General features: G+C 66.6%; 23 protein-coding genes and 1 pseudogene. 8 read left to right on the top strand and 16 right to left on the bottom strand.

The genetic code is table 11. The features are described 5' to 3' along the window. Positions 1-30: 30 nt before the first annotated feature. Positions 31-1,329: an alpha/beta fold hydrolase gene (locus ACXAGF_RS22250; protein WP_475019719.1), complete on the bottom strand. Its 1,299-nt coding sequence runs from the start codon at positions 1,327-1,329 to the stop codon at positions 31-33. Between the two features lie 170 nt (positions 1,330-1,499). Between ACXAGF_RS22250 and ACXAGF_RS22245 the strand changes: the two genes are divergently transcribed. After that, entirely contained in the window at positions 1,500-2,642 is a 1,143-nt protein-coding gene (locus ACXAGF_RS22245) for a M24 family metallopeptidase (RefSeq protein ID WP_475019718.1), read from the top strand. Between the two features lie 192 nt (positions 2,643-2,834). Here the strand turns inward: ACXAGF_RS22245 and ACXAGF_RS22240 are convergent, their stop codons facing one another. From ACXAGF_RS22240 to ahpC, 4 genes are all read right to left on the bottom strand, one after another. After that, positions 2,835-3,818, bottom strand: coding sequence for a zinc-dependent alcohol dehydrogenase family protein (locus ACXAGF_RS22240; protein WP_475019717.1), 984 nt, complete (start codon positions 3,816-3,818; stop codon positions 2,835-2,837). Positions 3,819-3,868: 50 nt separating this feature from the next. Then, positions 3,869-4,771, bottom strand: a complete 903-nt coding sequence (locus ACXAGF_RS22235) for a LysR substrate-binding domain-containing protein (protein WP_475019716.1) — start codon at positions 4,769-4,771, stop codon at positions 3,869-3,871. 19 nt (positions 4,772-4,790) lie between these two features. Further along, positions 4,791-6,371 carry an alkyl hydroperoxide reductase subunit F gene (gene ahpF / locus ACXAGF_RS22230; protein WP_475019715.1) on the bottom strand — a complete coding sequence of 527 codons (1,581 nt, stop codon included), beginning with the start codon at positions 6,369-6,371 and terminating at the stop codon, positions 4,791-4,793. A 100-nt stretch (positions 6,372-6,471) separates the two neighbouring features. After that, positions 6,472-7,035, bottom strand: coding sequence for an alkyl hydroperoxide reductase subunit C (gene ahpC, locus ACXAGF_RS22225; RefSeq protein ID WP_475019714.1), 564 nt, complete (start codon positions 7,033-7,035; stop codon positions 6,472-6,474). Positions 7,036-7,349: 314 nt separating this feature from the next. On the opposite strand from ahpC, the gene ACXAGF_RS22220 reads away from it, so the two are divergent. The 7 genes and pseudogenes from ACXAGF_RS22220 to ACXAGF_RS22190 form a co-directional block, all read left to right on the top strand. Further along, the gene (locus tag ACXAGF_RS22220) at positions 7,350-7,967 is read left to right on the top strand and encodes an ANTAR domain-containing response regulator (protein ID WP_475019713.1); all 618 of its coding nucleotides are present in this window, start codon (positions 7,350-7,352) and stop codon (positions 7,965-7,967) included. Further along, a complete protein-coding gene (locus ACXAGF_RS22215; RefSeq protein WP_475019712.1) occupies positions 7,964-9,175 on the top strand; it encodes a CmpA/NrtA family ABC transporter substrate-binding protein in 1,212 nt (403 codons plus the stop codon). The genes ACXAGF_RS22220 and ACXAGF_RS22215 overlap by 4 nt, the downstream gene beginning before the upstream one ends. Positions 9,176-9,487: 312 nt before the next feature. After that, on the top strand, positions 9,488-10,744 hold the full coding sequence (locus ACXAGF_RS22210) for an MFS transporter (protein ID WP_475019711.1): 1,257 nt from the start codon (positions 9,488-9,490) through the stop codon (positions 10,742-10,744). A 16-nt stretch (positions 10,745-10,760) separates the two neighbouring features. Next, complete coding sequence (gene nirB, locus ACXAGF_RS22205) at positions 10,761-13,211, top strand: nitrite reductase large subunit NirB (protein ID WP_475019710.1); 2,451 nt, start codon at positions 10,761-10,763, stop codon at positions 13,209-13,211. A gap of 112 nt (positions 13,212-13,323) precedes the next feature. Next, positions 13,324-13,653: a nitrite reductase small subunit NirD gene (nirD, locus tag ACXAGF_RS22200; protein WP_475019709.1), complete on the top strand. Its 330-nt coding sequence runs from the start codon at positions 13,324-13,326 to the stop codon at positions 13,651-13,653. Between the two features lie 38 nt (positions 13,654-13,691). After that, on the top strand, positions 13,692-16,367 hold the full coding sequence (locus ACXAGF_RS22195) for a nitrate reductase (protein WP_475019708.1): 2,676 nt from the start codon (positions 13,692-13,694) through the stop codon (positions 16,365-16,367). Further along, positions 16,339-17,463 (top strand): annotated as a pseudogene (locus ACXAGF_RS22190) (siroheme synthase family protein); the annotation flags it as partial. The gene ACXAGF_RS22195 and the pseudogene ACXAGF_RS22190, both read left to right, overlap by 29 nt. 71 nt (positions 17,464-17,534) lie before the next feature. On the opposite strand, the gene ACXAGF_RS22185 reads toward ACXAGF_RS22190, so the two are convergent. The 11 genes from ACXAGF_RS22185 to urtE all read right to left on the bottom strand — a co-directional run bounded on the left by ACXAGF_RS22185 (position 17,535) and on the right by urtE (position 25,276). Further along, positions 17,535-18,566, bottom strand: coding sequence for an Ldh family oxidoreductase (locus ACXAGF_RS22185; RefSeq protein ID WP_475019707.1), 1,032 nt, complete (start codon positions 18,564-18,566; stop codon positions 17,535-17,537). 179 nt (positions 18,567-18,745) lie between these two features. Continuing rightward, positions 18,746-19,360, bottom strand: coding sequence for an urease accessory protein UreG (gene ureG / locus ACXAGF_RS22180; RefSeq protein WP_475019706.1), 615 nt, complete (start codon positions 19,358-19,360; stop codon positions 18,746-18,748). 107 nt (positions 19,361-19,467) lie between these two features. Next, on the bottom strand, positions 19,468-20,163 hold the full coding sequence (locus ACXAGF_RS22175; protein WP_475019705.1) for an urease accessory protein UreF: 696 nt from the start codon (positions 20,161-20,163) through the stop codon (positions 19,468-19,470). After that, positions 20,141-20,605: an urease accessory protein UreE gene (ureE, locus tag ACXAGF_RS22170; RefSeq protein ID WP_475019704.1), complete on the bottom strand. Its 465-nt coding sequence runs from the start codon at positions 20,603-20,605 to the stop codon at positions 20,141-20,143. The genes ACXAGF_RS22175 and ureE overlap by 23 nt, the downstream gene beginning before the upstream one ends. A gap of 19 nt (positions 20,606-20,624) precedes the next feature. Continuing rightward, positions 20,625-22,334, bottom strand: coding sequence for an urease subunit alpha (gene ureC, locus ACXAGF_RS22165; RefSeq protein ID WP_475019703.1), 1,710 nt, complete (start codon positions 22,332-22,334; stop codon positions 20,625-20,627). A 45-nt stretch (positions 22,335-22,379) separates the two neighbouring features. After that, entirely contained in the window at positions 22,380-22,811 is a 432-nt protein-coding gene (locus tag ACXAGF_RS22160; protein ID WP_475019752.1) for a lysozyme inhibitor LprI family protein, read from the bottom strand. Next, the gene (locus tag ACXAGF_RS22155; RefSeq protein WP_475019702.1) at positions 22,811-23,116 is read right to left on the bottom strand and encodes an urease subunit beta; all 306 of its coding nucleotides are present in this window, start codon (positions 23,114-23,116) and stop codon (positions 22,811-22,813) included. The genes ACXAGF_RS22160 and ACXAGF_RS22155 overlap by 1 nt, the downstream gene beginning before the upstream one ends. Then, positions 23,113-23,373 (bottom strand): DUF1272 domain-containing protein, encoded by a 261-nt coding sequence (locus tag ACXAGF_RS22150; protein WP_475019701.1) that lies wholly within the window; start codon positions 23,371-23,373, stop codon positions 23,113-23,115. Before ACXAGF_RS22150 ends, ACXAGF_RS22155 begins: the two co-directional genes overlap by 4 nt. Positions 23,374-23,377: 4 nt before the next feature. Further along, positions 23,378-23,680, bottom strand: a complete 303-nt coding sequence (locus ACXAGF_RS22145; RefSeq protein ID WP_475019700.1) for an urease subunit gamma — start codon at positions 23,678-23,680, stop codon at positions 23,378-23,380. 19 nt (positions 23,681-23,699) lie between these two features. Continuing rightward, positions 23,700-24,518, bottom strand: a complete 819-nt coding sequence (locus tag ACXAGF_RS22140) for an urease accessory protein UreD (RefSeq protein WP_475019699.1) — start codon at positions 24,516-24,518, stop codon at positions 23,700-23,702. A gap of 62 nt (positions 24,519-24,580) precedes the next feature. Next, positions 24,581-25,276 (bottom strand): urea ABC transporter ATP-binding subunit UrtE, encoded by a 696-nt coding sequence (gene urtE / locus ACXAGF_RS22135; RefSeq protein ID WP_475019698.1) that lies wholly within the window; start codon positions 25,274-25,276, stop codon positions 24,581-24,583. Positions 25,277-25,304 lie beyond the last annotated feature (28 nt).

Raw genomic sequence — 25,304 nt, 5'->3', positions numbered from 1 at the left:
CCCTCGCCGGCCCCGCTCGGCCGGACACCGTCATGCCAGCGGGCCGCCGCGTTCCTTCACCATCGCCACCAGCCGCGAGAAGACCGCAGCCGACTGGCGCACGCCGTCGTGCTCGTATTCATTCGTCACCCAGGCCTCGAGGTTGCCGACATGGTGTGCGGTGTCGAGCGACAGACCGGCGTCGACATACATGTCGTCGAAATAGACTGCGGCCGCCACCGGCACCTCGTTTGCGGCCAGCCGGTCGGGGTCGTAGAGCCGGGAATGGCCAGAGCGCGCGGCAAGGGCTTCGGCGGCGGCACGGAACGGCCGCAGCGAGCGGATCTCCTCGAACATCCACGGATACATCATCTCGCCGGTGAACAGCAGCGGCCGGTTCGTTTCGCCGAACGCCGGGTGTTCGGCGCGGATCCGCTCCGCCGCCCAGCCGGTCGCACCCTGGCCTTGCCCGTAGATGCTCTCCTGCAGGACGGCGAAGAGCGGATTGGCGTCATAGGATGTCTGTTCCATGACGGCGGCAAGGAAGTGATCCGACAGTCGGTCATGCGCCGGTCCGGAAAAGGCCTCGTCGATCAGCCAGTGGACGTTCTCGAAACCGGGCGCCATGCCGAGGTCGATGCCGATCGTCTGCAGGCGGCGCACGCTGAGGCGGTCGCCGTCCGGCAGCAGCACGTCGCTCGAAGCGACGAAATCGGCAATCTGCCCGATCCGTTGGCGGTCGTGCGGATAGCGGCGGTAGTAGCGCTCGTTCTTCTCGGCGACGCGCGGGTAGGTTCGGCGGTAGACGTCGTCGGCCGACGCCTCCAGTCCCGCCAGCCCGCCGGTCACGTAGCAGGCCGAAAGCCCTTCCGGCGCTCTCGACAGATAGGTCAGCGTCAGGAAGCCGCCGTAGCTCTGCCCGAGCGTCGACCACCTGGCTCCGCCAAAGACGCTCTTGCGCAGGTGTTCGCAATCGGCGACGATGCTGTCGGCCCGGAAATGGCAAAGATAGTCGGCCGCCGCCGCCCCATCTTTAAAGGCGGCCATGGTCGCGCTCTCGACTCGCGTGCTGCGACCGGTGCCACGCTGGTCGATGAGGATGACACGGTGGGTCTTGAGCGCCTCAGCCAGCCAGGGCGGCCCGCCGCCCGCCGGGCGCGGCGACTTGCCGCCGGGACCACCCTGCAGGAAGGCCAGCATCGGCAGTTGCTCTCGGCGCCGCGCCGGGTCGCAGATCTCGCGGGCAAAGACGTCGATGGTGTCGCCCTCCGGGCTCGACCAGTCGAGGGGAACCGGCACCAGATGGTCGCGGATGAGCATTCCGGGAATTGTATATTCGCACACTGGCATGGTCTCGTCCTTGGGCTGCGTTTTATCTCGTCTGCGCGTTGCATCGCGCCGCATGATCCATAGCAGTCGCCAAGGCTGTCGACAAACTGACCACAAACAAAATAAGGTGTACCGACAGTCCGGCTCGTCCCGGGCGTTGACTGCAACACCGCAACAAACTGGAGTTCCGCATGACTGCGTCAAGCCCACCCGGCCCGATCACCGACACCGAGCGGCAGGCACGGCTTCTGCGCCTGCGAGACGCCATGGAGCGGGCTGGCGTTGCCGCGGTCCTGCTCGGATCGACGGAGAGCCTCCGTTACTTTACCGGACTGGTGTGGCACCAGAGCGAGCGGCTGCTCGGCGCACTGGTGACCCCTGCGAGGCTGATCTACGTCGTACCGGCGTTCGAGCGCAGCCGGGTGGAGACCCTTCCCCATCTCGAGGGCGAGTTCGCCACGTGGGAAGAAGACCATGATCCGGCAGCGCTCATTGCCGATCTGATGGGTGCAAAGGGATCGCTGGCGCTGGACGACGCATTGCCGCTGTTTGCCTACCACACGCTCGCCGCGCGCCTCGGCCCCGGTCGCCTCACCGACGGCGGCCCGTTGATCCGCGGCCTGCGGCTGCGGAAGTCCCCCGCTGAAATCGCGCTGATCCGGCATGCCATGACGCTCACGCTCGAGGTGCAACGGCGCGCGCACGCCATCATGAAACCGGGAATCCGAGCCTCCGAGGTGGTGCGCTACATCGATGAGCAGCATAGGGCGCTCGGTGCACCCGGCGGCTCCACTTTCTGCATCGTTTCCTTCGGTGCGGCGACCTCTCTGCCGCACGGCGCCGACGGCGACCAGATGCTGGCGGCGGGCGAGGCCATTCTCGTCGATACCGGAACGCGTCTCGACGGCTACCACTCCGACCTCACCCGCACCTATACCCTGGACGAGCCGGAAGCCGATTTCGCCCGCGCCTGGGCAATCGAGCGCGAGGCGCAGCAGGCGGTGTTCGAGGCCGCGAGGATCGGCGCGCCCTGCCAGGGTCTCGACGACGCCGCGCGGACCGTGCTCGAAAGGCACGGACTTGGCCCCGGCTATCGCCTGCCCGGCCTGCCGCATCGCGCCGGCCATGGCCTGGGCCTGGAGATCCACGAGGAACCCTACCTCGTCCGCGGCAACACGACGCCGCTCGTCGAGGGCATGTGCTTCTCCAATGAGCCGATGGTTGTCTTTCCCGGACGCTTCGGGATCCGCCTCGAGGATCACATCCACATGGCCGAGGCCGGGCCAGCCTGGTTCACACCGCCGGCCAAGGGACCGGCCGAGCCGTTCGCATGAGGCGCGTTTACGCCGGGCCCAACACCCTGGCGCCGCGCCCTCGGTGTCTTGCCTTCCGTTCGGCGCGGGGCGGCTTCAGCCGCCCTTGATGTCGATCTTTTTTCCTTCGGATCGACAGCGCCCGCCCGCCGGAAGCGGTCGTTGGCGACATCCTCGCCCCGCGGCCCGATGCGCCTTGAGAATGACGTTGCCTCAAGGGATCAGGACCGCCGCGCCGCTCAGCCGCCCGGCGCGCAGGTCGGCCAGCGCCTCGTTGGCCCTTGCCAGCGCATAGGGAATGGTGTGCGTCCTGACCCCGGCCTGTCTTGCGATATCGAAGAACTCCCGCCCGTCCTGGCGCGTCAGGTTGGCCACCGATTCCACCCTCCGTTCGCCCCACAGGATCGAATAGGGCATGGCCGGAATCTCGCTCATGTGAATGCCGCCGCACACGACCCGCCCACCTTTGCGGACCGCACGCAGCGCTACCGGGACGAGTTCGCCGACCGGAGCGAAGATCAGCGCCGCGTCCAGTTCGACCGGCGCCGCTTCGCGCGCGCTCCCCGCCCAAACGGCCCCAAGGCCGGCCGCGAACGCCTGCGCGGCACGGTCGCCCTCCCGCGTGAAGGCATAGACCTCGCGCCCCTGCCAGCGGCAGACCTGGGTGATGATGTGAGCGGCGGCACCGAAGCCGTAGATGCCGATGCGGCTGGCCTCCCCCGCCTTCTTCAGCGTGCGCCAGCCGATCAGGCCCGCACAGAGGAGCGGCGCCAGCGCGGCCGCATCCTGGCCAGGGTCGAGTTCGAAGGCAAAATCGGCGTCGGCCACCGCATGCGTGGCAAAGCCGCCATCGACCGTATAGCCGGTGAACAGCGGCCGGTCACAGAGGTTCTCCTCGGCCCGGCGGCAATAGGGGCACTGGCCGCAGGCGTGCCCGAGCCACGGCACGCCGACACGGCGTCCGAGCATGGCGGCGTCGACACCGGCGCCGACTTTCTCGACGATGCCGACGATCTCATGTCCGGGCACGAGCGGCAGCTTCGGTTCGGGCAGGTCGCCGTCGACGACGTGAAGGTCGGTGCGGCAGACGGCGCAGGCCTCGACCCTGATCGCCAGTTGCCCGGCCTGCGGCACGGGATCCGACCATGCGGCCATCGCGAGCGGCTCGCCGATTGTCTCAAGCACCATCGCCTTCATGGCACGCCCTCTGTGGCCGGCGCCATCTGTGCCGGCGAAGCATGCGGCGGCTACCGGTCCTCGGAAAGTAGCTCCCCGGCGAGCTGCCGCAGGAGTGCGGCAACGTCCTTCAGGAACGCGCTCATTGCCGAGCTCCTGCGCCAGCATAGGCCAATCTGCCGGCGCGGCGAAACACCGTCGAACCGCAACAGGTGGATCTGCGCCGTGGCCGGCTGCCGCGTCGCCAGTTCCGGAAGCAAGGTCATGCCGACCTCGGCGCCCACCATCTGGCGCAGTGTCTCAAGGCTCGTCGCCCGGAACGAGGTACGCTCGCTGGCGCCAGAGAGCCGGCAGACCTCGAGCGCCTGCTCGCGCAGGCAATGCCCCTCCTCCAGCAGCATCAGGTCGTGGCCGTCAAGCTCGTCCAACGTCAAGGTGCCGCGCGATGCCAGCTCATGGCTGGCGGGCACCGCGAGCAGGAAGTGCTCCTCGAACAGCTGTTCCGTATGCAGGCGGTCGTCGTCGACAGGTAGCGCCAGCACCGCCGCGTCGAGCTGGCCCTCGCGCAGGCGCGACAGCAGGCCATCGCTCTTTTCCTCTACCAGCAGGGTCTCTAGCCTTGGATAGCGCGCATGCAAGCGCGGCACCGCACAGGGCAGCAGGTAGGGGCCGAGCGTCGGGAAGATGCCGAGCCGCAGCGTGCCGGTCCCGGGGTTCTGGCAACGCAGTGCCGCTCGTCGCATCTCGTCGACCTCGCCCATGATCCGCCTCGCCCTGGCCACGGCGTCGCGACCGAAGGGAGTCAGCATCACCGACCGGGGCGAGCGCTCGATCAGGGGGGCGCCGAGATCGTCCTCGAGCTTGCAAATCCGCGTCGACAGCGTCGGCTGGCTGACTCGGCAAGCCTCGGCGGCCCGGCCGAAATGCCGATGATCCGCCAGGGCGATCAGGTATTCCAGCTCGCGCAGGGTCATTCAGGTCGTTCCGGCCGCCTCAGGCGGCCTCGGCCGTATCCGCGTCCGGGGCGGTGCTGCGCATCAGGTGGTCGAAGGCCGCGAGCGAGGCCTTGGCCCCCTCGCCGAGCGCGATCACGATCTGCTTGTAGGGCGCGGTCGTGCAGTCGCCGGCGGCGAAGACGCCGGGGACCGAGGTCCGGCCATGATCGTCGACGACGATCTCGCCGCGCGAGGACAGCTCGAGCGTGCCCTTCAGCCACTCGGTGTTCGGCAGCAGGCCGATCTGCACGAAGACGCCTTCCAGCGACAGACTGTGGCGCTGGCCGGCAATGCGGTTCTCATAGGTGAGCCCCGTGACCCTTTGACCGTCGCCGAGAACTTCCGTCGCCCTGCTATTGAGCAGGATGTCGACGTTCGGCAGGCTGCGCAGCTTGCGCTGCAGAACCTCGTCGGCCCGCAGCTTGCCGTCGAATTCGATCAAGGTCACGTGGCTGACAATATTGGCAAGGTCGATCGCCGCCTCCACGCCGGAATTGCCGCCGCCGATGACGGCCACGCGCTTGCCCTTGAACAGTGGCCCGTCGCAATGCGGGCAGTAGGCGACGCCCTTGTTGCGGTACTGCGCCTCGCCCGGAACGCCGAGCTGCCGCCAGCGCGCCCCGGTGGAGAGGATCACGGTCCGCGAGCGCAGCGTCGCGCCATTGGCCAGCTCGACCGCGATCATGTCCTTGCCCGGCACCAGCTTCTCGGCGCGCTGCAGGTTCATCAGGTCGATGTCGTGGTCCTTCACATGCGCCTCGAGCGAGGAGGCGAGCTGCGGTCCTTCCGTGTGCCGGACGGAGATGAAGTTCTCGATCGCCATCGTGTCGAGCACCTGACCGCCGAAGCGCTCGGCCGCGATGCCGGTGCGGATGCCCTTGCGCGCGGCATAGATCGCGGCCGCGGCGCCGGCCGGCCCGCCGCCGATCACCAACACCTCATAGGACGCGCGCGCATCGAGCGTTGCCGCGGTTCGGGCGGCGGAACCGGTGTCGAGCTTGGCGAGGATCGCCTCGACCTCCATGCGGCCCTGCGCAAACAGCTCGCCGTTGAGGTAGACGGTGGGCACGGACATTACCTGGCGGCTCTCGACCTCCGCGGAGAACACGCCGCCGTCGATCGCCACGTGGCGGATGCCCGGGTTGAGCACGGCCATCAGGTTCAGCGCCTGCACCACGTCCGGGCAGTTCTGGCAGGAGAGCGAGAAATAGGTCTCGAAGGCAAATTCGCCATCGAGGTCGCGGATCTGGTCGAGGATCACCTGTTCGGTGCGCGGCGGATGGCCGCCGACCTGCAATAGCGCCAGCACCAGCGAGGTGAACTCATGGCCAAGCGGAATGCCGGCGAAACGGAGGCTGATGTCGTGGCCCGGGCTGGTCAGCGCGAAGGAGGGAACCCGCTCGCCGTCGCCGCTGCGCGCGGTCAGGGTAATCCGGTCGCTGAGTTCGACGATCTCGCCGAGCAGCGCCATCATGTCCCGCGATGTTTCGCTGTCGTCGGCCGAGGCCAGGATGTCGACCGGCCGGACAAGCTTTTCGAGATAGGTCTTCAGCTGGGTTTTCAGGTTGTCGTCGAGCATCGGGCACTCCGCATGGAATGAGGGCAGCGCGGCTGCGGTCTTGGGAGAAGAACGCGGGCAGAGACCCGCCCCGCACGTGCGGGGCGGGCAGCATCCATCGTCAGATCTTGCCGACGAGTTGCAGCGACGGCGCGAGCGTCTTTGCGCCCTCTTCCCACTTGGCCGGGCAAACCTCGTTCGGATGCGCGCGGACATACTGCGCCGCCTTGACCTTGCGCAGCAGGTCGGCGGCGTTGCGGCCGATGCCTTCGGCGGTGATTTCCATCGCCTGGATGATGCCGTCCGGATCGACGATGAAGGTGCCGCGGTCGGCGAGGCCTTCGCCCTCGCGCATGACCTCGAAATTGCGCGTGATCGTGCCGGTCGGGTCGCCGATCATGGCGTACTGGATCTTGCCGATCGTCTCCGAGGCGTCGTGCCAGCCCTTGTGGCTGAAATGGGTGTCGGTCGAGACCGAGAACACCTCGACGCCGAGGCGCTGCAGCTCTTCATGGTGATCGGCCAGGTCGCCGAGCTCCGTCGGGCAAACGAAGGTGAAGTCGGCCGGGTAGAAGAAGAAGATCGCCCACTTGCCCTTGATGTCGGCTTCCGTCACCTCGATGAACTTGCCCTGCTTGAAGGCCTGTGCCTTGAACGGCTTGATGGGGGTATTGATGAGAGACATGGGGGCTCCTGATAGAAATTGCTGCAAAGCGGGACACGCTTTCGCGGCGCAACATAGACGGGCGAATGAAATAGATAAATCCTGAAACTTCGATAGGTGCGGGCTATCGCCGCAGCGCCGCCATTCCGATCGCATTGCCTAAAATTTGCGCAATAAACAAATTGCTTGATTTGCATGCGGGAGCACGCTTTCTATGCCGGGAGAAACAGGATTCCGATGGGCGGCAAGCACGAGCATGGTACGATCCCACTCTTCCACGCCGGCGCCGGCCGCACGGCCGCAAGCACCCGGCGTCAACGAGCGGAACTAGACCCGTGGCCAGCCGAACGCCGAAACCGGGTAGCCTGAGCGTTCTCGTCATAGACGAGAACGGCATTCGCGCCTCGATCATCGAACTGGGCCTGCGCGAAGCGGGCTATGACCACGTCACCATCATCGACGACATGAACGGCCTGGCGCGGCGCATCGCCGACATCAATCCCGACGTCATCGTCATCGACCTGGAGAATCCGAACCGCGACATGCTGGAAAGCATCTTTCAGATTTCGCGCGCGGTGCAACGCCCGATCGCCATGTTCGTCGACCAGTCGGACGAGGCCTCGATCGAGGCGGCGGTCGAGGCCGGCGTCTCGGCCTATATCGTCGACGGGCTGAAGCAGGAGCGGGTCCGCCCGATCCTGAAGATGGCGATCAGCCGCTTCAACGCCTTTTCCAGACTCAGCCGCGAACTCGAGGAGACGCGTGGCGAACTGGAGAACCGCAAGGTGGTCGATCGCGCAAAAGGCCTGCTGATGCGCTCGCGAGGACTGACGGAGGAGGAGGCCTATGCGTTGCTGCGGCGGACGGCGATGAACCAGAACCGCAAGATCGTCGAGATCGCCCAAAGTCTCGTCACGGCGGCAAGCCTGCTCGATCCGGGAGCGAAGGAATGACGACCAGACACCATGTCACCGCCGGCTTCGTGCCGCTGCTCGACAGCGCGCTGCTCGTCGCCGCACGGGAAAAGGGTTTTGCGGAAGCGCAATCGGTGGACCTGACGCTCGTGCGCGAGCGATCCTGGGCAACGATCCGGGACCGGCTGGCTGTCAGCCAGTTCGACGTCGCCCACATCCTTGGCCCGATGCCGATCGCCTGCAATCTCGGCCTGACCGCACTGGCCCCAAGAATGGTCGTGCCAATGGCGCTCGGACTCGGCGGCAACGCCGTCACCGTCTCGGACGCCCTTTGGCATTCCATGACCGAGCACGGCGCGACCGACGACCTCGACGCCCGCATCAACGGCCTCGCCCTGCGACAGGCGATCGATCGCCGCGGCGCGCCACCGCGCTTCGGCGTCGTCCACCCCTATTCGGGTCACAACTACGAACTGCGCTATTGGCTGTCGGCCAGCGGCATCGACCCCGACCGCGATATCGAGATCGTCGTCCTGCCGCCGCCGGACATGGGCGATGCGCTGGCCAATGGTGCCATCGACGGCTATTGTGCCGGGGAGCCGTGGAACACCTTCGGCGTCCTGAAGCGCGGCGCGCACCTTGCCACCGTCAAGGCGGCAATCTGGAAGTCCAGCCCCGAAAAGGTGCTGGGCGTCAATGCCGGATGGGCCGACCAGCACCCGGATGCGCTCGCCGCCCTTCTCAAAGGGCTTTACGATGCAGCGCGCTGGTGCGCCCGGCCCGAGAACCACGATGAATTGGCGGCCCTGCTTGCCCGACCGGCCTATGTCGACCGCCCAGCCGAACTGTTGCTACCCGCCCTGAAGGGCGTGCTCGCGGTGCGCGAGGGTCAGACGCGCGCCGTCCGGGACTTCTTCGTTCCCCATGCCAAGGCGGCGACCTTTCCGTGGAAGAGCCATGCCCTGTGGTTCTATACGCAGATGGTTCGCTGGCGGCAGGTGGAGCACACGCCGAAGAATCAGGCGATCGCCGCCGGCACCTACCGGCCGGACATCTACCGCGAAACGCTGAAGGCGTTCGGCGTCGCCATGCCATCGGCCAGTTCCAAGGTTGAGGGCGCCTTGCGCGCCGAGACCCCGGTCGGCTCCACCGGCGCCCTCACGCTCGGCCCCGACGGTTTCTTCGACGGCAACCTGTTCGATCCCGACGACGTCGACGGCTATATCGCCACCCAGGCGCGTCGGTAACGCCTGCCCAATTTGCACGCACTGCACAATTTTTGGCTCGATTGCTGCACCAGCACAGGCAGGGATCACCGACGCCGCCCCGCAGTCCTGACCTGATTCATTAAAAAACAATTACTTATAGAAATGGCACGCGTCTTGCTTCACAATCAGCGGGCCTGCGGGCCACGAAATTGGCGTCCAACGACGGGCGTCCCCAGCAAAGCCGCTGACCAGGATCAACGCGCACCCTAGGTGCATGCGGGCCTGGCCAGCGGCTTTTTGTTTTCAACCTCAAGATGGATCGGCACGACCTTGTCGGGCCCAGGAGAAGCCATGTCTGACAACACCCAAGCCATGTCCGCCGGCGAACCAGCCAAAGCCTTGTGGATGTCCACGCTCGCTTTCACCATCTGTTTCGCGGTCTGGACGATCTTCGCGATCATCGGCGTTCGCATCAAGCAGGACCTGGGCCTGACCGAGGCCCAGTTCGGCCTCCTGGTCGGCACGCCGATCCTGACGGGCTCGCTCGTCCGGATCGCGCTCGGCGTCTGGACCAGCCGCTACGGCGGCCGGCTCGTCTACACGCTGACGATGCTGGCCTCGGCGGCCGCGACGTTCCTGCTCTCCTACGCGACGACCTATCCGCAGATGCTGCTTGCCGGGCTCGGTGTCGGCCTCGCCGGCGGCTCCTTCGCCGTCGGCGTCGCCTATATCTCGCCGTTCTACCCGCCGCAGAAGCAGGGCACCGTGCTCGGCATCTTCGGCGCCGGCAATGTCGGCGCGGCGGTGACGAAATTCGTCGCCCCGTTCGTTCTGCTTGCATGGGGCTGGCAGGCAGTGGCGCAGATCTGGGCCGCGGCCCTGGTCCTCACGGCGATCGTCTTCTGGCTCACCACGACCGACGATCCGGCCTACCGCGCCCGCCGCGAGAAGGGCGCGGCTCCCCGGAGCCTGATGCAGGAGTTCGCACCACTGAAGAACGCCCAGGTCTGGCGCTTCTCGCTCTATTACTTCTTCGCCTTCGGCGGCTTCGTGGCATTGTCGCTGTGGCTGCCGCGTTATCTCGTCGGCGTCTACGGCTTCGACATCGCTGCAGCCGGCATGATCGCCGCCGCCTATTCGATCCCCGGCAGCATCTTTCGCGCCCTCGGCGGCCTGCTGTCGGACAAGAAGGGCGCGCGCAGCGTGATGTACTGGATGTTCGGCGTTTCGGCGGCCGCAACCCTCATCCTGTCCCTGCCGGCAGCCGGTCCCGACCAGGCCATCGGCATCACGCCGGCGATCTTCATCGTCGTCGTCTTCGTCCTCGGCTTCGTCATGAGCCTCGGCAAGGCGGCCGTCTACAAGCACATCCCGGCCTACTACCCAGACAGCGTCGGCGCGGTCGGTGGCGTCGTCGGCATGGTCGGCGGTCTTGGCGGCTTCATCCTGCCGATCGCCTTCGGGCTGCTGAAGGACGCAACCGGGCTCTGGTCCAGCTGCTTCCTGCTGCTCTTCGCCGTCGTCGCCGTGTCGCTGATCTGGATGCACGTCTCGGTCAGGCAGATGGACCGCCGCGGCCTGTCCGTCTCCGCCGTCGCCGCCACCTGACATCGAGGAAAGACCCATGACCGAGAAACTAGTCATCATCGGCAACGGCATGGCGCCGGGACGCATGCTGGAGCACCTGTTGGAGAAGGCCCCGGGCCGGTACCAGGTGACGATCTTCAACGCCGAGCCGCGCGTCAACTACGACCGTATCATGCTCTCGCCGGTTCTCTCCGGCGAGAAGGAGTACGAAGAGATCATCATCCACGGCGACGGCTGGTACATCAAGCACGGCATCACCCTCTACAAGGGGCACAGGATCGTCGCGATCGACCGTACAGCCAAGACCGTCACCTCCGACCACGGCGTCACCGAGAGCTATGACAAGCTGGTGATTGCTACCGGCTCGGTGCCCTTCATCATTCCCGTGCCGGGCAAGGACCTGCGCGGCGTCATCACCTACCGCGACCTCGACGACGTGCAGGCCATGCTGCTCGCCGCCCAGTCACGCGAAAAGGCCGTGGTCATCGGCGGCGGCCTGCTCGGTCTCGAGGCCGCCGCCGGCCTCGCCAACCGCGGCATGGACGTCACCGTCCTTCACGTCATGCCGACGCTGATGGAGCGCCAGCTCGATCCCGCCGCCGGCTATCTGCTGCAGAAGGCCGTCGAGGAGCGCGGCATCAAGGTCATCTGCAAGGCCAATACCAAGGCGATCATCGGCGACGGCAAGGTCGAAGGCATCGAACTCGACGACGGTCGCGTCATCCCTGCGACGCTGGTGGTCATGGCTGTCGGCATCCGACCGAATGTAGGCATCGCCAAGGACGCCGGCCTCGCGGTCAACCGCGGCATCGTCGTCGACGACGGCATGCAAACCTCGGATGGCAGCATCTGGGCGCTCGGCGAATGCGCCGAGGTCGCCGGCCAGGTCTATGGCCTCGTCGCCCCCCTCTACGAGATGGCGCGTGTCACGGCCTCCCATCTTGCCGGCGAGCGCTCGGCCGCCTTCGTCCATTCCGACACGCCGACCAAGCTCAAGGTCACCGGCATCGAATTGTTTTCGCTCGGCGACTTTGCCGATGGCGACGACCGCGAGGAAATCGTCCTGCGCGACGCCTCCGCCGGCGTCTACAAGCGCCTTGTGCTGAAGGAGAACCGGATCATCGGCACCGTGCTCTACGGCGAGACCGCCGACGGTGCCTGGTTCAACGACCTGAAGAAGAAGCAGACCGACATCTCCGAAATGCGCGAGACGTTGATCTTCGGCCAGGCCTACCAGGGAGGGTCCCCGCTGGACCCTATGGCGGCCGTTGCAGCCTTGCCGGATGATGCGGAAATCTGCGGCTGCAACGGCGTCTGCAAGGGCAAGATCGTCTCGGCCATTGCCGGCAAGGGCCTGACCTCGCTCGACGACGTACGTGCTCACACCAAGGCCTCGGCCTCCTGCGGCTCCTGCACGGGGCTCGTGGAACAGTTGATGACGCTGACGCTCGGGGACGGCTACAACCCCGCCGCGGTCCAGCCGATGTGCGGCTGCACCGAACTCGGCCATGACGATGTCCGGCGCCTGATAAAAGCGAAGAAGCTGAAGACCATCCCCGCCGTCATGCAGGAACTGGAGTGGAAGAGCTCCTGCGGTTGCGCCAAGTGCCGCCCGGCGCTGAACTACTATCTCGTCTGCGACTGGCCGGACGAATATGCCGACGACTACCAGTCGCGCTTCATCAACGAGCGCGTCCACGCCAACATCCAGAAGGATGGAACGTATTCGGTCGTGCCGCGCATGTGGGGCGGCGTCACCTCGTCGAGCGAGTTGCGGGCGATCGCCGACGTTGTCGACAAATTCGCCATTCCGATGGTGAAGGTGACCGGCGGCCAGCGCATCGACCTGCTCGGCATCGAAAAGGAAGACCTTCCGTCCGTTTGGGCCGACCTCGGCAAGGCCGGCTTTGTCTCCGGCCAGGCCTATGCAAAGGGCCTGCGCACGGTAAAAACCTGCGTCGGCTCCGACTGGTGCCGCTTCGGCACGCAGGACTCGACCGGCCTCGGTATCCGCATCGAGAAGTTCATGTGGGGCTCATGGACCCCGGCGAAGCTGAAGATGGCTGTCTCCGGCTGTCCGCGAAACTGCGCGGAAGCCACCTGCAAGGACATCGGCGTCATCTGCGTCGACAGCGGCTTCGAGATCCACTTCGCCGGCGCCGCCGGTCTCGACATCAAGGGAACCGAGGTGCTCGGTCTCGTGAAGACCGAAGACGAGGCGCTCGAACACATCGTGGCGCTGACCCAGATGTACCGCGAGCAGGCTCGTTATCTGGAGCGCATCTACAAGTGGGCCAAGCGCATCGGCCTCGACGAGATCCGCCGCCAGATCATGGCGGATGCGGAGAAGCGGAAAGGCTATTTCGACCGCTTCGTGTTCTCGCAGAGGTTTGCCCAGGTCGATCCCTGGTCGGAGCGCGTCTCCGGCAAGGACAAGCACGAGTTCCGGCCGATGGCATCGGTTGGTTTCAACGAGGCCGCTGAGTGACCGCGTCTCCCCGTTGAGGGTCGAGGGCGCGGCGAGGCGGCGGGCGGGGCGGTATCCGGAGGAGGGGCTGCCCCGCCCGGAACTCCCAAGGCAGACACAGAAAGGACTGGCAATGAACTGGTATTCCATCGGCACGATCGAGGACATTCCGCTGCGCGGTGCGCGCTGCGTGAAGACGCCGCACGGCAAGATCGGCGTGTTCCGCACCGCCGAGAACGAGGTCTTCGCCATCGAGGACCACTGCCCGCACAGGGGCGGGCCGCTCAGCCAGGGCATCGTGCACGGCAAGGCCGTCACCTGCCCGCTGCACAACTGGGTGATCTCGCTGGAGACCGGCAAGGCGCTCGGCGCCGACGATGGCGAAGTGAGGACCATTCCCGTCAGGAACGAGGACGGCGCGCTCTCGATCGCGCTGGAAAGCCTGATGATGGCTGCGGAGTAGCCTCCTTTTTCCTCCGAATGAGCGCAACGGAGCTACCGATGCCGACTGATACGAAAACCACCTGCCCCTATTGCGGCGTCGGCTGCGGCGTGATCGCCCGCATCGACGATGACGGCACGGTCACCGTCAAGGGCGACCCGGACCATCCGGCCAATTTCGGGCGGCTGTGCTCCAAGGGATCGGCACTGGCCGAGACCATCGATCTCGACGGGCGCCTGCTGCATCCGGAGATCGGTGGTCGGCGCGCCGGCTGGGACGAGACGCTCGATCTCGTGGCGGAACGTTTTGCGACGGCGATCGCCGATCATGGCCCCGACTCCGTCGCCTTCTATGTCTCCGGGCAGCTCCTGACCGAGGACTATTACGTCGCCAACAAGCTGATGAAGGGTTTCATCGGCTCGGCCAACATCGACACCAACTCGCGCCTGTGCATGTCGTCCTCCGTTGCCGGGCATCGGCGCGCCTTTGGCTCAGATACGGTTCCTGGCTGCTACGAGGACCTGGAACTCGCCGACCTGGTCATCCTGACCGGCTCGAATCTCGCCTGGTGCCATCCGGTGCTGTACCAGCGCCTTGCCGCCGCCAAGGCCGCCCGGCCGGGTATGAGAGTGGTGGTGATCGACCCGCGCCGGACGATGACGGCCGACATCGCCGACCTGCACCTCGCGATCCGGCCCGACGGAGACGTGGCGCTGTTCAATGGCCTGCTCGCCCACCTCGCCAAGAGCACGGCGATCGACGAAAGCTACCTTGCCGCCCATACGGAAGGTTTCGCCGATGCCTTTGCGGCCGCCAGCACCACGACGTTTCCGCAACTGATGGAGCAGACCGGGCTCGGCGCCGGCGAGCTCCGCCAGTTCTTCGGTCTGTTCGAGCGCACCGAAAAGGTCGTCACCTGCTATAGCCAGGGTGTCAACCAGTCGTCATCCGGCACCGACAAGGTGAACGCGATCCTCAACTGCCACCTGGCGACCGGTCGCATCGGCCGGCCGGGCATGGGTCCCTTCTCCCTGACCGGCCAGCCGAACGCCATGGGCGGGCGCGAGGTCGGCGGACTGGCCAACATGCTCGCCGCCCACATGGCGATCGAGAATGCCGATGATCGCGACCGGGTGCAGCGCTTCTGGGGCTCCCCGACCATCGCGACGCATCCCGGCCTCAAGGCCGTCGACATGTTTCAGGCCGTCGCAGACGGGCGGATCAAGGCGCTGTGGATCATGGCGACCAACCCGGTGGTATCGATGCCGGATGCGGACACGGTCGAGGCGGCCATCAAGACCTGTCCCTTCGTTGTCGTCTCCGATGTGCTCAAGACCACCGACACCGCGCGCCACGCCCATGTGCTGCTGCCCTCGCTCGGCTGGGGCGAGAAGGACGGCACCGTCACCAATTCCGAGCGCCGTATCTCGCGGCAGCGACCGTTCCTGCCGGTCCCCGGTGCGGCGCGTGCGGACTGGTGGCAGCTGGCCCAAGTCGCCCGACGCATGGGCTACTCCGGCTTCGACTATGCCTCTCCGAGGGAGATCTTCGCCGAGCATGCCGCCCTTTCCGCCTACGAGAACGGCGGCAGCCGCGACTTCGACATCGGCGCCCGTGCGGGCATTACCGGTGCGGAATACGAGACCATGACACCGTTCCAGTGGCCGGAACCGGCAGACCGCGCGTCGCCGAGCGAGGCGGGACACGCCCGGGCAAGGCGCTTCTTCGCCGACGGCGGCTTTTTCCACGGCGACGGTCGGGCCCGCTTCGTCGCCGTAAACCCGACCGGAACCGATCGCACCAGCGCCGCCTATCCCTTTACCCTCAACACCGGGCGCATCCGCGACCAGTGGCACACGATGACACGCACCGGAAAGAGCGCACGGCTTTCCGCCCATATCGCCGAGCCCTTTGCCGAGCTTCACCCGCGCGATGCTCTCGAACTCGGCGTCGGCAATGCCGGTCTCGTCGAGCTGCAAAGCCCGCACGGCAAGGCCGTCGTGCGCGCCCTGATCACCGGGCGTCAGGCACGCGGCAGCATCTTCGTGCCGATGCACTGGAACGACCAGTTCGCCGCCAAGGCCCGTATCGATGCGCTGGTGCCGCCGCTGACCGACAGGTTTTCCGGGCAGCCGGCCTCGAAGAACGTCGCGGTCACAGCCCGTCCGTTCGCCGCCGCCTTCTATGGATTTGCGGTGTCCGTCGCCAGGCCGGCAGCACCGGCGGCCGACTACTGGGCGGTGGCGAAGGCCGAAGGCGGCTGGCGGCTCGAACTTGCCTTTGCCAGCGAGATCCCTGACTGGACGGCGTGGTGCCGTGACACGTTCGCAATCGCCGAGGAGATCGAGCCGCTCGGTTATGCCGACCGCCAGACCGGCGATCTCAGGTTTGCCTTCTTCGACGGCGACCGCCTGCTCGCCGCCCTCTTCCTCGCCCGCGAGCCGGTCGCGGTCGCCCGCGCCTGGGCGGTATCGCAGCTTGCGGCCGAACACGGCAACCTGCGCAAGCGTTTCACCCTCGTCGCCGGACGCCCCGGCGCCGGCAGGCCGGACCCGGGCGCCACTGTCTGCTCCTGCTTTTCCGTCGGCGTCAACCAGATCGTCGCGGCCGTCCGCGGCGGCTGCCACACGGTCAAGGCCGTCGGCAAGGAGATCAATGCCGGCACCAATTGCGGCTCCTGCCGCGCCGAGATCAGGGGGATCATCGATGGATGTCTTGCCGCCGCAGCGGAATAACGCGCCTGCCCGCATGGAACCGCTCGCCAAGCTGCCGGTGTTCTGGGCACTCGCCGGCAGGAAGGTGGTCGTCGCCGGGGGTTCGGACGCCGCCGCATGGAAGGCAGAGCTGCTCGCGGCCTGCGGTGCGCAGGTTCACGTCTATGCGGAGACGCTGTCGGAGTGCTTCGCAGGCCTGGTCGGGCCCGAGGCTCTCAATTCCCTGCCCGCGTCGACGCCGACGGGCCGCTATGTCCACCATCCGCGGCGCTGGTCGCCGGCGGATTTCGCGGCTGCCGCCATGGCCATAGCCGACTGCGAGGACGACGATGACGCCCGCACCTTCTTCGAAGCCGGCTGTTCGGCCGGCGTTCCGGTCAACATCATCGACAAGCCGGCCTTTTGCCAGTTCCAGTTCGGTTCGATCGTCAACCGTTCCCCGGTCATCGTCGCCATCTCCACCGACGGCGCCGCCCCCATCCTGGCCCAGGCGATCCGCCGCAAGATCGAGACGCTGCTGCCACCGTCGCTGCGGTCCTGGGCGAAACTGGCGCACGACCTGCGCTCGAGGATCAACGCTCTGCTGCAGACCGCACCCGCGCGGCGAGTGTTCTGGGAACGGTTCGTCGACCTCGCCTTCAAGGAGGAGGCCGATGCGCATGCCGAGCAGACGCTGCTGCACAGCGCGCGGGCCATGGCGGGCACAACGGTCGCGACCGGACAGGTGACCTTCGTCGGCGCCGGTCCCGGTGATGCCGAACTGCTGACGCTGAAGGCCGTGCGCGCCCTGCAGTCCGCCGACGTCATCCTGTTCGACGAGCACGTCTCGGGCGAAGTGCTCGAACTTGCCCGCCGCGAAGCCAGGCGCATGCTGGTCGGCACGCAGTCAGGAGGTCGCGGCGACGGAGCGGACGACGTCACCTCGCTCATGATCAAGCTCGCCCGGACGGGAAAGCGCGTGGTGCGGCTCACCTTCGGCAGCGGCCATGCCGATCTGAACGCTCTCGATCAGGCCAACATCCCCGTCGAGATCGTTCCCGGCGTTGCCGCTGACAGCCTGCCGCGGTCGACCGCAGGAGGGCCTCAGCCCAACCCTGGGGCGCAGATGAGCGTCAGGGGTACGGCGCGCCGGTGATACGATCGTCACTCGACGCGGCCGATGCCGCACGTTCCCGAAACACAAAGCAGTCAGACGGCCGCAAGCCCGCGCTCGCGAAGGTCTTGCAGCTTCGCGACCTCTTCCGCCGTCAGCGAAATCCCCTGCGTGCGGGACACCTCGCGGGCGGAGAAGCGCCGCTGCGAGGGCAGTCGGGCGCCCTGGCCGACCACCGCCTCGAACAGCACCTCGGCGCGATCGAAGGGGTTGCCGCGCCGGTTGGCCGACAGGCGTTCGGGGCTGAAGGCGACAATCAGTTCGCCATGCTGCGGGGCAAGCGTCGTCGTGCCGAGGAACTCCAGCGCCTCGGGGCTGGTGAGGTCGCCGATCATCACACCGGCGAGCAATTCGACCATCGTCGCGATCGCCGAGCCCTTGTGGCCACCGAAGGGCAGCATCGCCCCGGCCAGTGCCTGCTCGGGATCGGTGGTCGGATTGCCGTCGGCATCGATCGCCCAGCCTTCAGGCAGAGGCTTGCCAGCCCGTCGGTGCAGTTCGATCTCGCCGCGGGCGGCGACGCTGGTGGCGAAGTCGAACACATAGGGGTACGACCCCGGACGCGGCCAGCCGAAGGCGATCGGATTGGTGCCGAGCAGCGGCTTGGTGCCTCCCGTCGGCGCCACCGTCGCATAGCTCGGGCACATCGCCAGCGCGGCCACGCCCAGCGCGGTCAGCGCCTCGACCTCGGGCCATAGCGCGGAAAAATGGGTGCAGTCGTTGATCGCCAGCGCGGCCACGCCGAGCTTGCGCGCGCGTTCGGCCAGGACCGGCGCCGCGAGCTCGAAGGCCGCATTGGCAAAGCCGCCCCTGGCATCGATCCGGATGACCGCCGAGCCATCGTCCTGCAGAACCGGCTCGGCATCTGGCACCACCTTGCCCGCCTTCAGCGTGCGCAGGCAGCCCTCGATGCGATAGACCCCATGCGACTTGCAGGCGTCTGCCTCACCGGCGACGATGACGCGGGCGACCGCACCGGCCTGGCGGGCGCTGAACCCGCCCTTGCGCAAGATCTCTTCGACCAGATCGGCAAGAGCTTCGACTGTGAGGGTGGCGGCTTGGCTCATCGCTTTTTCCTTTCGTGTGGACCGCCGGTTCGCTTGCGGCGCATGCAACTGGCTTTATGTGTACATATTGTATTCATTTTGTCGCACGCGATGCAAGCACGGCCTCCGTGCATTGACGCCGGCATCAATGATCGCCGACCGCGAGGCTGGACGCGCTCCGGGGCCTGTCGCTCGACGGATCAGGCGAGACCGCCCTCCACCCTTAGGAACTCGACGATCCGGTCGACGCCCTCGCCGCGCTTCATGTCCGAGAAGACGAACGGACGGGCCGAGCGCATCCGGGCCGCGTCACGCTCCATAACCCCGAGGTCGGCGCCAACATGGGGCGCAAGGTCCTTCTTGTTGATCACCAGGAGGTCGGAACGGGTGATGCCGGGTCCGCCCTTGCGGGGGATCTCCTCGCCCTGGCACACCGAGATGACATAGATCGTCAGGTCGGCAAGATCGGGCGAGAACGTCGCCGCCAGATTGTCGCCGCCGGACTCGATGAAGATCACGTCGAGATCTGGAATGCGCCGGTTGAGTTCGGCAATCGCCTGGAGATTGATCGAGGCGTCCTCGCGGATCGCCGTGTGCGGGCAGCCTCCGGTCTCGACGCCCACGATCCGGTCCGAGCCGAGCGCCTGCATCCGCACCAGCGCCTCGGCGTCCTCGCGGGTATAGATGTCGTTGGTGACGACCGCCACCGAATAGCGCTCGCGCATCGCCTTGCACAGCTTTTCGGTCAGCGCCGTCTTGCCCGACCCGACGGGGCCGCCGATGCCGATACGCAGGGGACCGTTGTTCGATGTCATGGCCTAGGGACCTCCGAAATGGGCTGACGGGTAAACGTGGCAGGATACGGCGGGCCGGCGCTGACGAAAAGCCAACATGCAAACGGGCGTCATGCTGGCAGCTGCCGTCATGATCGGAACAGCCGCGTTGCAAGCGTCTCGTGGCGCAGGCTCGCGATGTCGGCAAGGATCGTCGCCGAACCGAGATCATCGAGCGTGCTGTCGGCCGCGCGGGCGGCGGCCTCGGCAACCGGGGCCTCGAGCGCGGCGAGCACGGCAACGCCATCGCGCTGTCCGAGCACGCCGCAGCGGATCGCCACCGACACCAGGTTGGAGGCGGCGGCAAGGAGATAGGCGGCAAGCGCCGGCTCAAGCCCGGTGGCGTGTGCGCCGGCCACCGCCCCGACGGCCACCGGATAAGCTGCGATCGTGCCGATCCGGCCGTGAACCGGGTGGGGCCATGCGGCAGCTGCGGCAAGGAAAGCCTCCCCTTGCAGCATCGTCTCGCGATGGCGTTCGGCCGAGCCCGCCAGCGCCCCGGCGAGGCCTGCAACGGCGGCGAGCCGCGCAGGATCGTCGCAGGCGCGGTAGGCCTCGGCGAGCAGCACCGCGTCGTTCCACTGCGCGCCACAGCCAACGACCGTGGCCAACCACGCCTGCAAGCTGGCGCGGTCGCGCACTTGCCCATCATGCACGGCTTGCTCAAGCCCGCCGGAATAGGAGAAGGCGCCGATGGGAAAGGCGGGCGACAGCCAGGCCGCCAGCCGCAGCAAGGCGATCGTGCCCCGCTCCGGGACCGGGTCATTCATGGTGGTGATGGCCATGCCCCCCGGTGCCGTGATAGGCGCCGCGAACCGGATGGAACGGCGCGATCACCTCCTCAACGGTGGCGCCCAGCCTCTGCAGCATGTCGGCGATGACGTGGTCGCGCAGGATGAGGATGCGCTCCGCCTCGATCTGTGCCGGCAGGTGCCGGTTGCCGAGATGCCAGGCAAGCTCTGTCAGGTGCAACCGGTCGCGCCCGCGGACCTCGTACAGCGGCTCGTCCGCGGCGGCGATCTGCACGCAGGCACCGGTGTCGAGCAGAAGGCGATCGCCATCGGCCAGTTGCACCGGCTCCTTCAGGTCGAGCATGACGACGTCGTCATTTCGCATGTGCAGGAGCTTGCGACGCAAGTGGCGCTGGTCGTGCGCGAGCACGATCACGTCGATCGGGTCGGCATGCGCAGTCCCGGGCTTCAGGATCTCGGTCGAGCGATAGGGCATGTCGGTTCCTCGGCCCGGGTCAGAACAGGAAATAGCGCTGCGCCATGGGCAGCACGGTGGCCGGCTCGCAGGTGAGCAACTCGCCGTCGGCCCGCACCTCGTAGGTCTCGGGATCGACCTCGATATGCGGCGTCAGGCTGTTGTGCACCATCGACGCCTTCGAAATGCCGCCGCGCACGTTTCGGACCGCCACCAGCGACTTGGCGACCCCGAGGCGCTGCGCCAGCCCGGCGTCGAGCGAGGCCTTCGAGACGAAGGTGACGGACGAGTTGGTCCGAAGCTTGCCGTAGGCCGCGAACATCGGCCGGTAGTGCATCGGCTGCGGCGTCGGGATCGACGCATTCGGGTCGCCCATGGGGGCCGCCGCGATCGACCCGCCCAGCAGCACCATCTCCGGCTTGACGCCAAAGAAGGCGGGGTTCCAAAGGACGAGGTCGGCGCGCTTTCCGACCTCGACCGAGCCGATCTCGTGACTGAGTCCGTGGGCGATCGCCGGATTGATGGTGTACTTGGCGATGTAGCGGCGGATGCGGAAGTTGTCGTTGTCGCCGGCTTCTTCCTGCAGGCGACCACGCTGGCGCTTCATCTTGTCGGCGGTCTGCCAGGTGCGGATCGCCACCTCGCCGACGCGCCCCATGGCCTGGCTGTCGGACGAGATGATCGAGAAGGCGCCGATGTCGTGCAGGATATCCTCGGCCGCGATCGTCTCCTTGCGGATCCGGCTTTCGGCAAAGGCGATGTCCTCCGGGATCGACGGTGACAGGTGGTGGCACACCATCAGCATGTCGAGATGCTCGGCAATGGTGTTGACGGTGTAGGGCCGCGTCGGATTGGTCGAGGACGGGATGACGTTCGGCAGGCCGCAGACCTTGATGATGTCGGGGGCATGCCCGCCACCAGCGCCTTCGGTATGGAAGGCATGAATCGTGCGCCCCTTGATGGCGGCGACCGTATCCTCGACGAAACCGCTCTCGTTCAGCGTGTCGGTGTGGATCATCACCTGGACGTCATGGGCGTCGGCGACGGAAAGGCAGTTGTCGATGGCAGCCGGCGTCGTGCCCCAGTCTTCGTGCAGCTTCAACGAGGAGGCGCCGGCAAGCACCATCTCCTCGAGCGGCGCCGGCAGCGAGGCATTGCCCTTGCCGGCGAGCGCCAGGTTCATCGGGAAGGCATCGAAGCTTTCGATCATGCGCTCGATGTGCCAGGCGCCGGTGCAGGTGGTGGCGAGCGTCCCGTGGGCCGGACCGGTGCCGCCGCCGAGCATGGTGGTGATGCCACTCATCAGGGCTTCTTCGATCTGCTGCGGGCAGATAAAGTGGATATGCGCATCCATGCCGCCGGCTGTCAGGATCTTGCCCTCGCCGGCGATCGCCTCGGTCGACGGGCCGACGATAATCGTCACTCCGGGCTGGGTATCGGGATTGCCGGCCTTGCCGATCGCATGGATGCGGCCGTCCTTCAGTCCGACGTCGGCCTTGTAGATTCCGGTATGGTCGAGGATCAACGCATTGGTGATGACGGTATCGACGGCGCCCTCGGTGCGCGTCGCCTGGCTCTGGCCCATCCCATCGCGAATGACCTTGCCCCCACCGAACTTGACCTCGTCGCCATAGACGGTGAAGTCCTGCTCGACTTCAGCGAAGAGTTCGGTGTCCGCCAGCCGGACCCTGTCCCCCACGGTCGGACCGAACATGCTGGCATAGGCGGCACGGGACATTTTGAAGGGCATGGCTCTACCTCTGCAATGAAACGCTGTCTGGAGAAAGGATGACGCTCAATTTCCCTGCCCTTCGACAAGCTCCTTAAGTTCCTGCGTGCGCTTGCGCGTGAGGTCGGCAAGACAGGCCAAGACCAGCATCGGCTCCATCGAGCCGCCGCGCGCCGCGAAGCCGGCAAGCGTACATTGGCCGTCGCGATAGGGAATCCAGGCGCGCTGCGCTTTCTTCAAAGCCTCCACTGCCCCGACAAAGCCCGGACCGAGGTCGGCCATGTCCCGGTCCATCGCCTCCATCGACGCGATGGTTGCACGGTAGATCTTGTTCAGCTCCACGTCGGCCGCCCGGTAGTCCCGGTCGGCGCAGACATTCAGCTCCATCTGCGTCGCGGCGTTCCCGCAATCGACCTCCGGCGCAGCATCCTGGGCCGCGGCGCCAGCCGGACCGGCGAACAGCATCGTGCACGCAACCAGAAGGGGGAGCGCGCGCATCAAAGCTTGCCCATCACCTGCTGGCGAAAACCGTAGACCTCACGCTTGCCGCCGAAAGGGATGAGCCTGACCGTGCGCGTCTGGCCCGGCTCGAACCGGACCGCCGTTCCGGCGGGGATGTCGAGCCGCATGCCGCGGGTCTGCTGGCGGTCGAACGACAGCGCGGGGTTGGCTTCGAAGAAATGATAGTGACTGCCGACCTGGACCGGCCGGTCGCCGGTGTTGGCAACATCGAGGGTCACCACCGCGAGGCCGGCGTTGAGCTCGATTTCGCCGTCTGCGGCAATGACTTCACCGGGGATCATGCATCATCCTCCTGGGCCGGGCGGCAGCCGGCGGCCTTCAATACGCGTTTCGTCGAAGCAGGATATTTCGCCAGCATGGCGGGGGGACGCACCGGACGCCGCACGAGTTCGCCGCCGCAATTTGGGCAAATGCCGAGGAGCAGGTCCTTCGCGCAAACGGCGCAGAAGGTGCATTCGAAGGTGCAGATCAGCGCGTCCGGGCTTTCCGGGGGGAGGTCTCGGTCACAGCATTCGCAGTTGGGGCGCAACTCGAGCATGGCTTTACCGGATCGGTTCGTGAACGGTCACGAGCTTGGTGCCATCGGGAAAGGTCGCCTCGACCTGGATGTCGTGGATCATCTCGGCGACGCCCTCCATCACCTGCCCGCGGGCAATGACGTGCGCGCCCGCCTCCATCAGTTCCGCCACCGGGCGTCCGTCGCGCGCCCCTTCGACCACGAAGTCGGTGATCAGCGCGATCGCCTCGGGATGGTTGAGCTTGACGCCGCGTTCGAGACGCCGGCGTGCCACCATGGCCGCCATGGCGACCAGCAGCTTGTCCTTTTCACGCGGGGTGAGGTTCATGGGTGCCTGTCCGTTGCAACTACAGAGTCCAGACTTTCGGCAGGCTCGCGCCATTGCGCAAGTGCGAAATGACCGGGATGAGGATTTTTCGCAAGGCGAAGCCGTCCGGCGCCACGATACGGGCCACGAGCTTGTCCTGCCAGTGGCTGGCGCCGGCGGACGTGCCGTCGAGCACGGCCCGCAGCGGGTCGACCAGCGCCTCGACCCTGGAGCCGCAATAGACGAGCGTGGCGAAGGCGCGGCCGCCGCCAAGAACGGATTCGCGCGCACCGAGATCGCTCACCCCGCCCGACAGCAGTGTCTCCTCCGCATGGATCAACCGGCCGGCGCGGCGGATGCGCCAGCGGTCGCGAAACAGCCCGGACCGCATCGTCTCGCCCATCGCCTTTCGTCCGAGGACTACGGCCTCAAGCGCGAGGAACTCGGCGTCCTGCGCCAGATCCACCTCCAGCCGACGCGTCAGCGAAGCCCTGTCGAACAGGATCGTTTCCTGCGGTAGCCAGTCGACCCGGGCTCCCTCGTCGACAACGATTGTCGTGCCGACCGCCGCGGTGCCGGCACCTGCCCTGTAGACCTTTTCGCAGGCCTGGGTCGTCAGGGTCAGGACCGTCCCCTCGCCCGCCTCGAAGCGCCAGTCGAGCACATCGCCACCGGTGAGACCGCCGGCGGTGTTGATCAGCACCGCCTCCATCGTCGCGTCGTAGGTTTCGGGTAACCGGATCTTGGCACAGCCTTCCTGATAGAAGGTGTCGAGTCGGCTGCGCCCGGCCTGCTGCTTGGTCCTCAGCCGACCCGCGCCGTGCGCCCTTTGCAGGGATGCTGTTGTCGCCGTCGCCACGTCGCTCGTCCGCCTCCGATGATGGGCCTTGGCACAAGACGGCGCGAACCGGATCGGAACCGTCATACTGTCAGATGCCGGCGCGCTTCCGGCGTGTCCAGCGTCTCGGCAGGTCCCTCGTGCACGATCTCGCCGCGGTCCATGATATAGACGTGATCGGCAAGTTCACTGCAGAAGTCAAGATATTGTTCCACAAGTAAAATCGCCATTCCGGTGGAATCGCGAAGATATCGGATGGCCCTGCCGATATCCTTGATGATCGACGGCTGGATGCCCTCGGTCGGCTCATCCAGCACGAGGATCTTCGGCCGCGTCACCAGCGCCCGGCCGATCGCCAGTTGCTGCTGCTGGCCACCCGAAAGGTCGCCACCACGCCGCGATAGCATGGACTGCAGAACCGGAAACAGGCTGAAGATGTCGTCGGGGATGAACCGCTCCGCCCGCTTCAGCGGCGCAAAGCCGCTTTCGAGGTTCTCCCTGACCGTCAGCAGCGGAAAGATCTCGCGACCCTGCGGCACATAGCCGATCCCTTGCCTGGCGCGGCCGTACGGCGCCAGGCCGTTCAATGCCACGCCGTTGAAGGCGACAGCGCCCGAAGACAACGGGTGCTGGCCGGTAATCGCCCGCAGCAGGCTCGATTTGCCGACGCCGTTGCGGCCGAGTACGCAGGTGATCTTGCCCATCTCGGCCTGAAGCGAGATGCCGCGCAGCGCCTGGGCGGCACCATAATAGAGATTGGCTTTCTCGACGGTCAGCATGAGAAATCTCCTGAAAAGAGCGACTTCG

The organism is Mycoplana sp. ABR4_002, assembly GCF_056159645.1.
The sequence above is the reverse complement of the archived record's forward strand: the minus strand, read 5'-3'. Positions and strand labels throughout refer to the sequence as shown.

What these genes read in the sequence shown, in the direction of transcription:
- ACXAGF_RS22250 (WP_475019719.1), bottom strand. Translation starts at nt 1,329, where the DNA reads ATGCCAGTGTGCGAATATACAATTCCCGGAATGCTCATCCGCGACCAT.
- ACXAGF_RS22245 (WP_475019718.1), top strand. Translation starts at nt 1,500, where the DNA reads ATGACTGCGTCAAGCCCACCCGGCCCGATCACCGACACCGAGCGGCAG.
- ACXAGF_RS22240 (WP_475019717.1), bottom strand. Translation starts at nt 3,818, where the DNA reads ATGAAGGCGATGGTGCTTGAGACAATCGGCGAGCCGCTCGCGATGGCC.
- ACXAGF_RS22235 (WP_475019716.1), bottom strand. Translation starts at nt 4,771, where the DNA reads ATGACCCTGCGCGAGCTGGAATACCTGATCGCCCTGGCGGATCATCGG.
- ahpF (WP_475019715.1), bottom strand. Translation starts at nt 6,371, where the DNA reads ATGCTCGACGACAACCTGAAAACCCAGCTGAAGACCTATCTCGAAAAG.
- ahpC (WP_475019714.1), bottom strand. Translation starts at nt 7,035, where the DNA reads ATGTCTCTCATCAATACCCCCATCAAGCCGTTCAAGGCACAGGCCTTC.
- ACXAGF_RS22215 (WP_475019712.1), top strand. Translation starts at nt 7,964, where the DNA reads ATGACGACCAGACACCATGTCACCGCCGGCTTCGTGCCGCTGCTCGAC.
- ACXAGF_RS22210 (WP_475019711.1), top strand. Translation starts at nt 9,488, where the DNA reads ATGTCTGACAACACCCAAGCCATGTCCGCCGGCGAACCAGCCAAAGCC.
- nirB (WP_475019710.1), top strand. Translation starts at nt 10,761, where the DNA reads ATGACCGAGAAACTAGTCATCATCGGCAACGGCATGGCGCCGGGACGC.
- nirD (WP_475019709.1), top strand. Translation starts at nt 13,324, where the DNA reads ATGAACTGGTATTCCATCGGCACGATCGAGGACATTCCGCTGCGCGGT.
- ACXAGF_RS22195 (WP_475019708.1), top strand. Translation starts at nt 13,692, where the DNA reads ATGCCGACTGATACGAAAACCACCTGCCCCTATTGCGGCGTCGGCTGC.
- ACXAGF_RS22185 (WP_475019707.1), bottom strand. Translation starts at nt 18,566, where the DNA reads ATGAGCCAAGCCGCCACCCTCACAGTCGAAGCTCTTGCCGATCTGGTC.
- ureG (WP_475019706.1), bottom strand. Translation starts at nt 19,360, where the DNA reads ATGACATCGAACAACGGTCCCCTGCGTATCGGCATCGGCGGCCCCGTC.
- ACXAGF_RS22175 (WP_475019705.1), bottom strand. Translation starts at nt 20,163, where the DNA reads ATGGCCATCACCACCATGAATGACCCGGTCCCGGAGCGGGGCACGATC.
- ureE (WP_475019704.1), bottom strand. Translation starts at nt 20,605, where the DNA reads ATGCCCTATCGCTCGACCGAGATCCTGAAGCCCGGGACTGCGCATGCC.
- ureC (WP_475019703.1), bottom strand. Translation starts at nt 22,334, where the DNA reads ATGCCCTTCAAAATGTCCCGTGCCGCCTATGCCAGCATGTTCGGTCCG.
- ACXAGF_RS22160 (WP_475019752.1), bottom strand. Translation starts at nt 22,811, where the DNA reads ATGCGCGCGCTCCCCCTTCTGGTTGCGTGCACGATGCTGTTCGCCGGT.
- ACXAGF_RS22155 (WP_475019702.1), bottom strand. Translation starts at nt 23,116, where the DNA reads ATGATCCCCGGTGAAGTCATTGCCGCAGACGGCGAAATCGAGCTCAAC.
- ACXAGF_RS22150 (WP_475019701.1), bottom strand. Translation starts at nt 23,373, where the DNA reads ATGCTCGAGTTGCGCCCCAACTGCGAATGCTGTGACCGAGACCTCCCC.
- ACXAGF_RS22145 (WP_475019700.1), bottom strand. Translation starts at nt 23,680, where the DNA reads ATGAACCTCACCCCGCGTGAAAAGGACAAGCTGCTGGTCGCCATGGCG.
- urtE (WP_475019698.1), bottom strand. Translation starts at nt 25,276, where the DNA reads ATGCTGACCGTCGAGAAAGCCAATCTCTATTATGGTGCCGCCCAGGCG.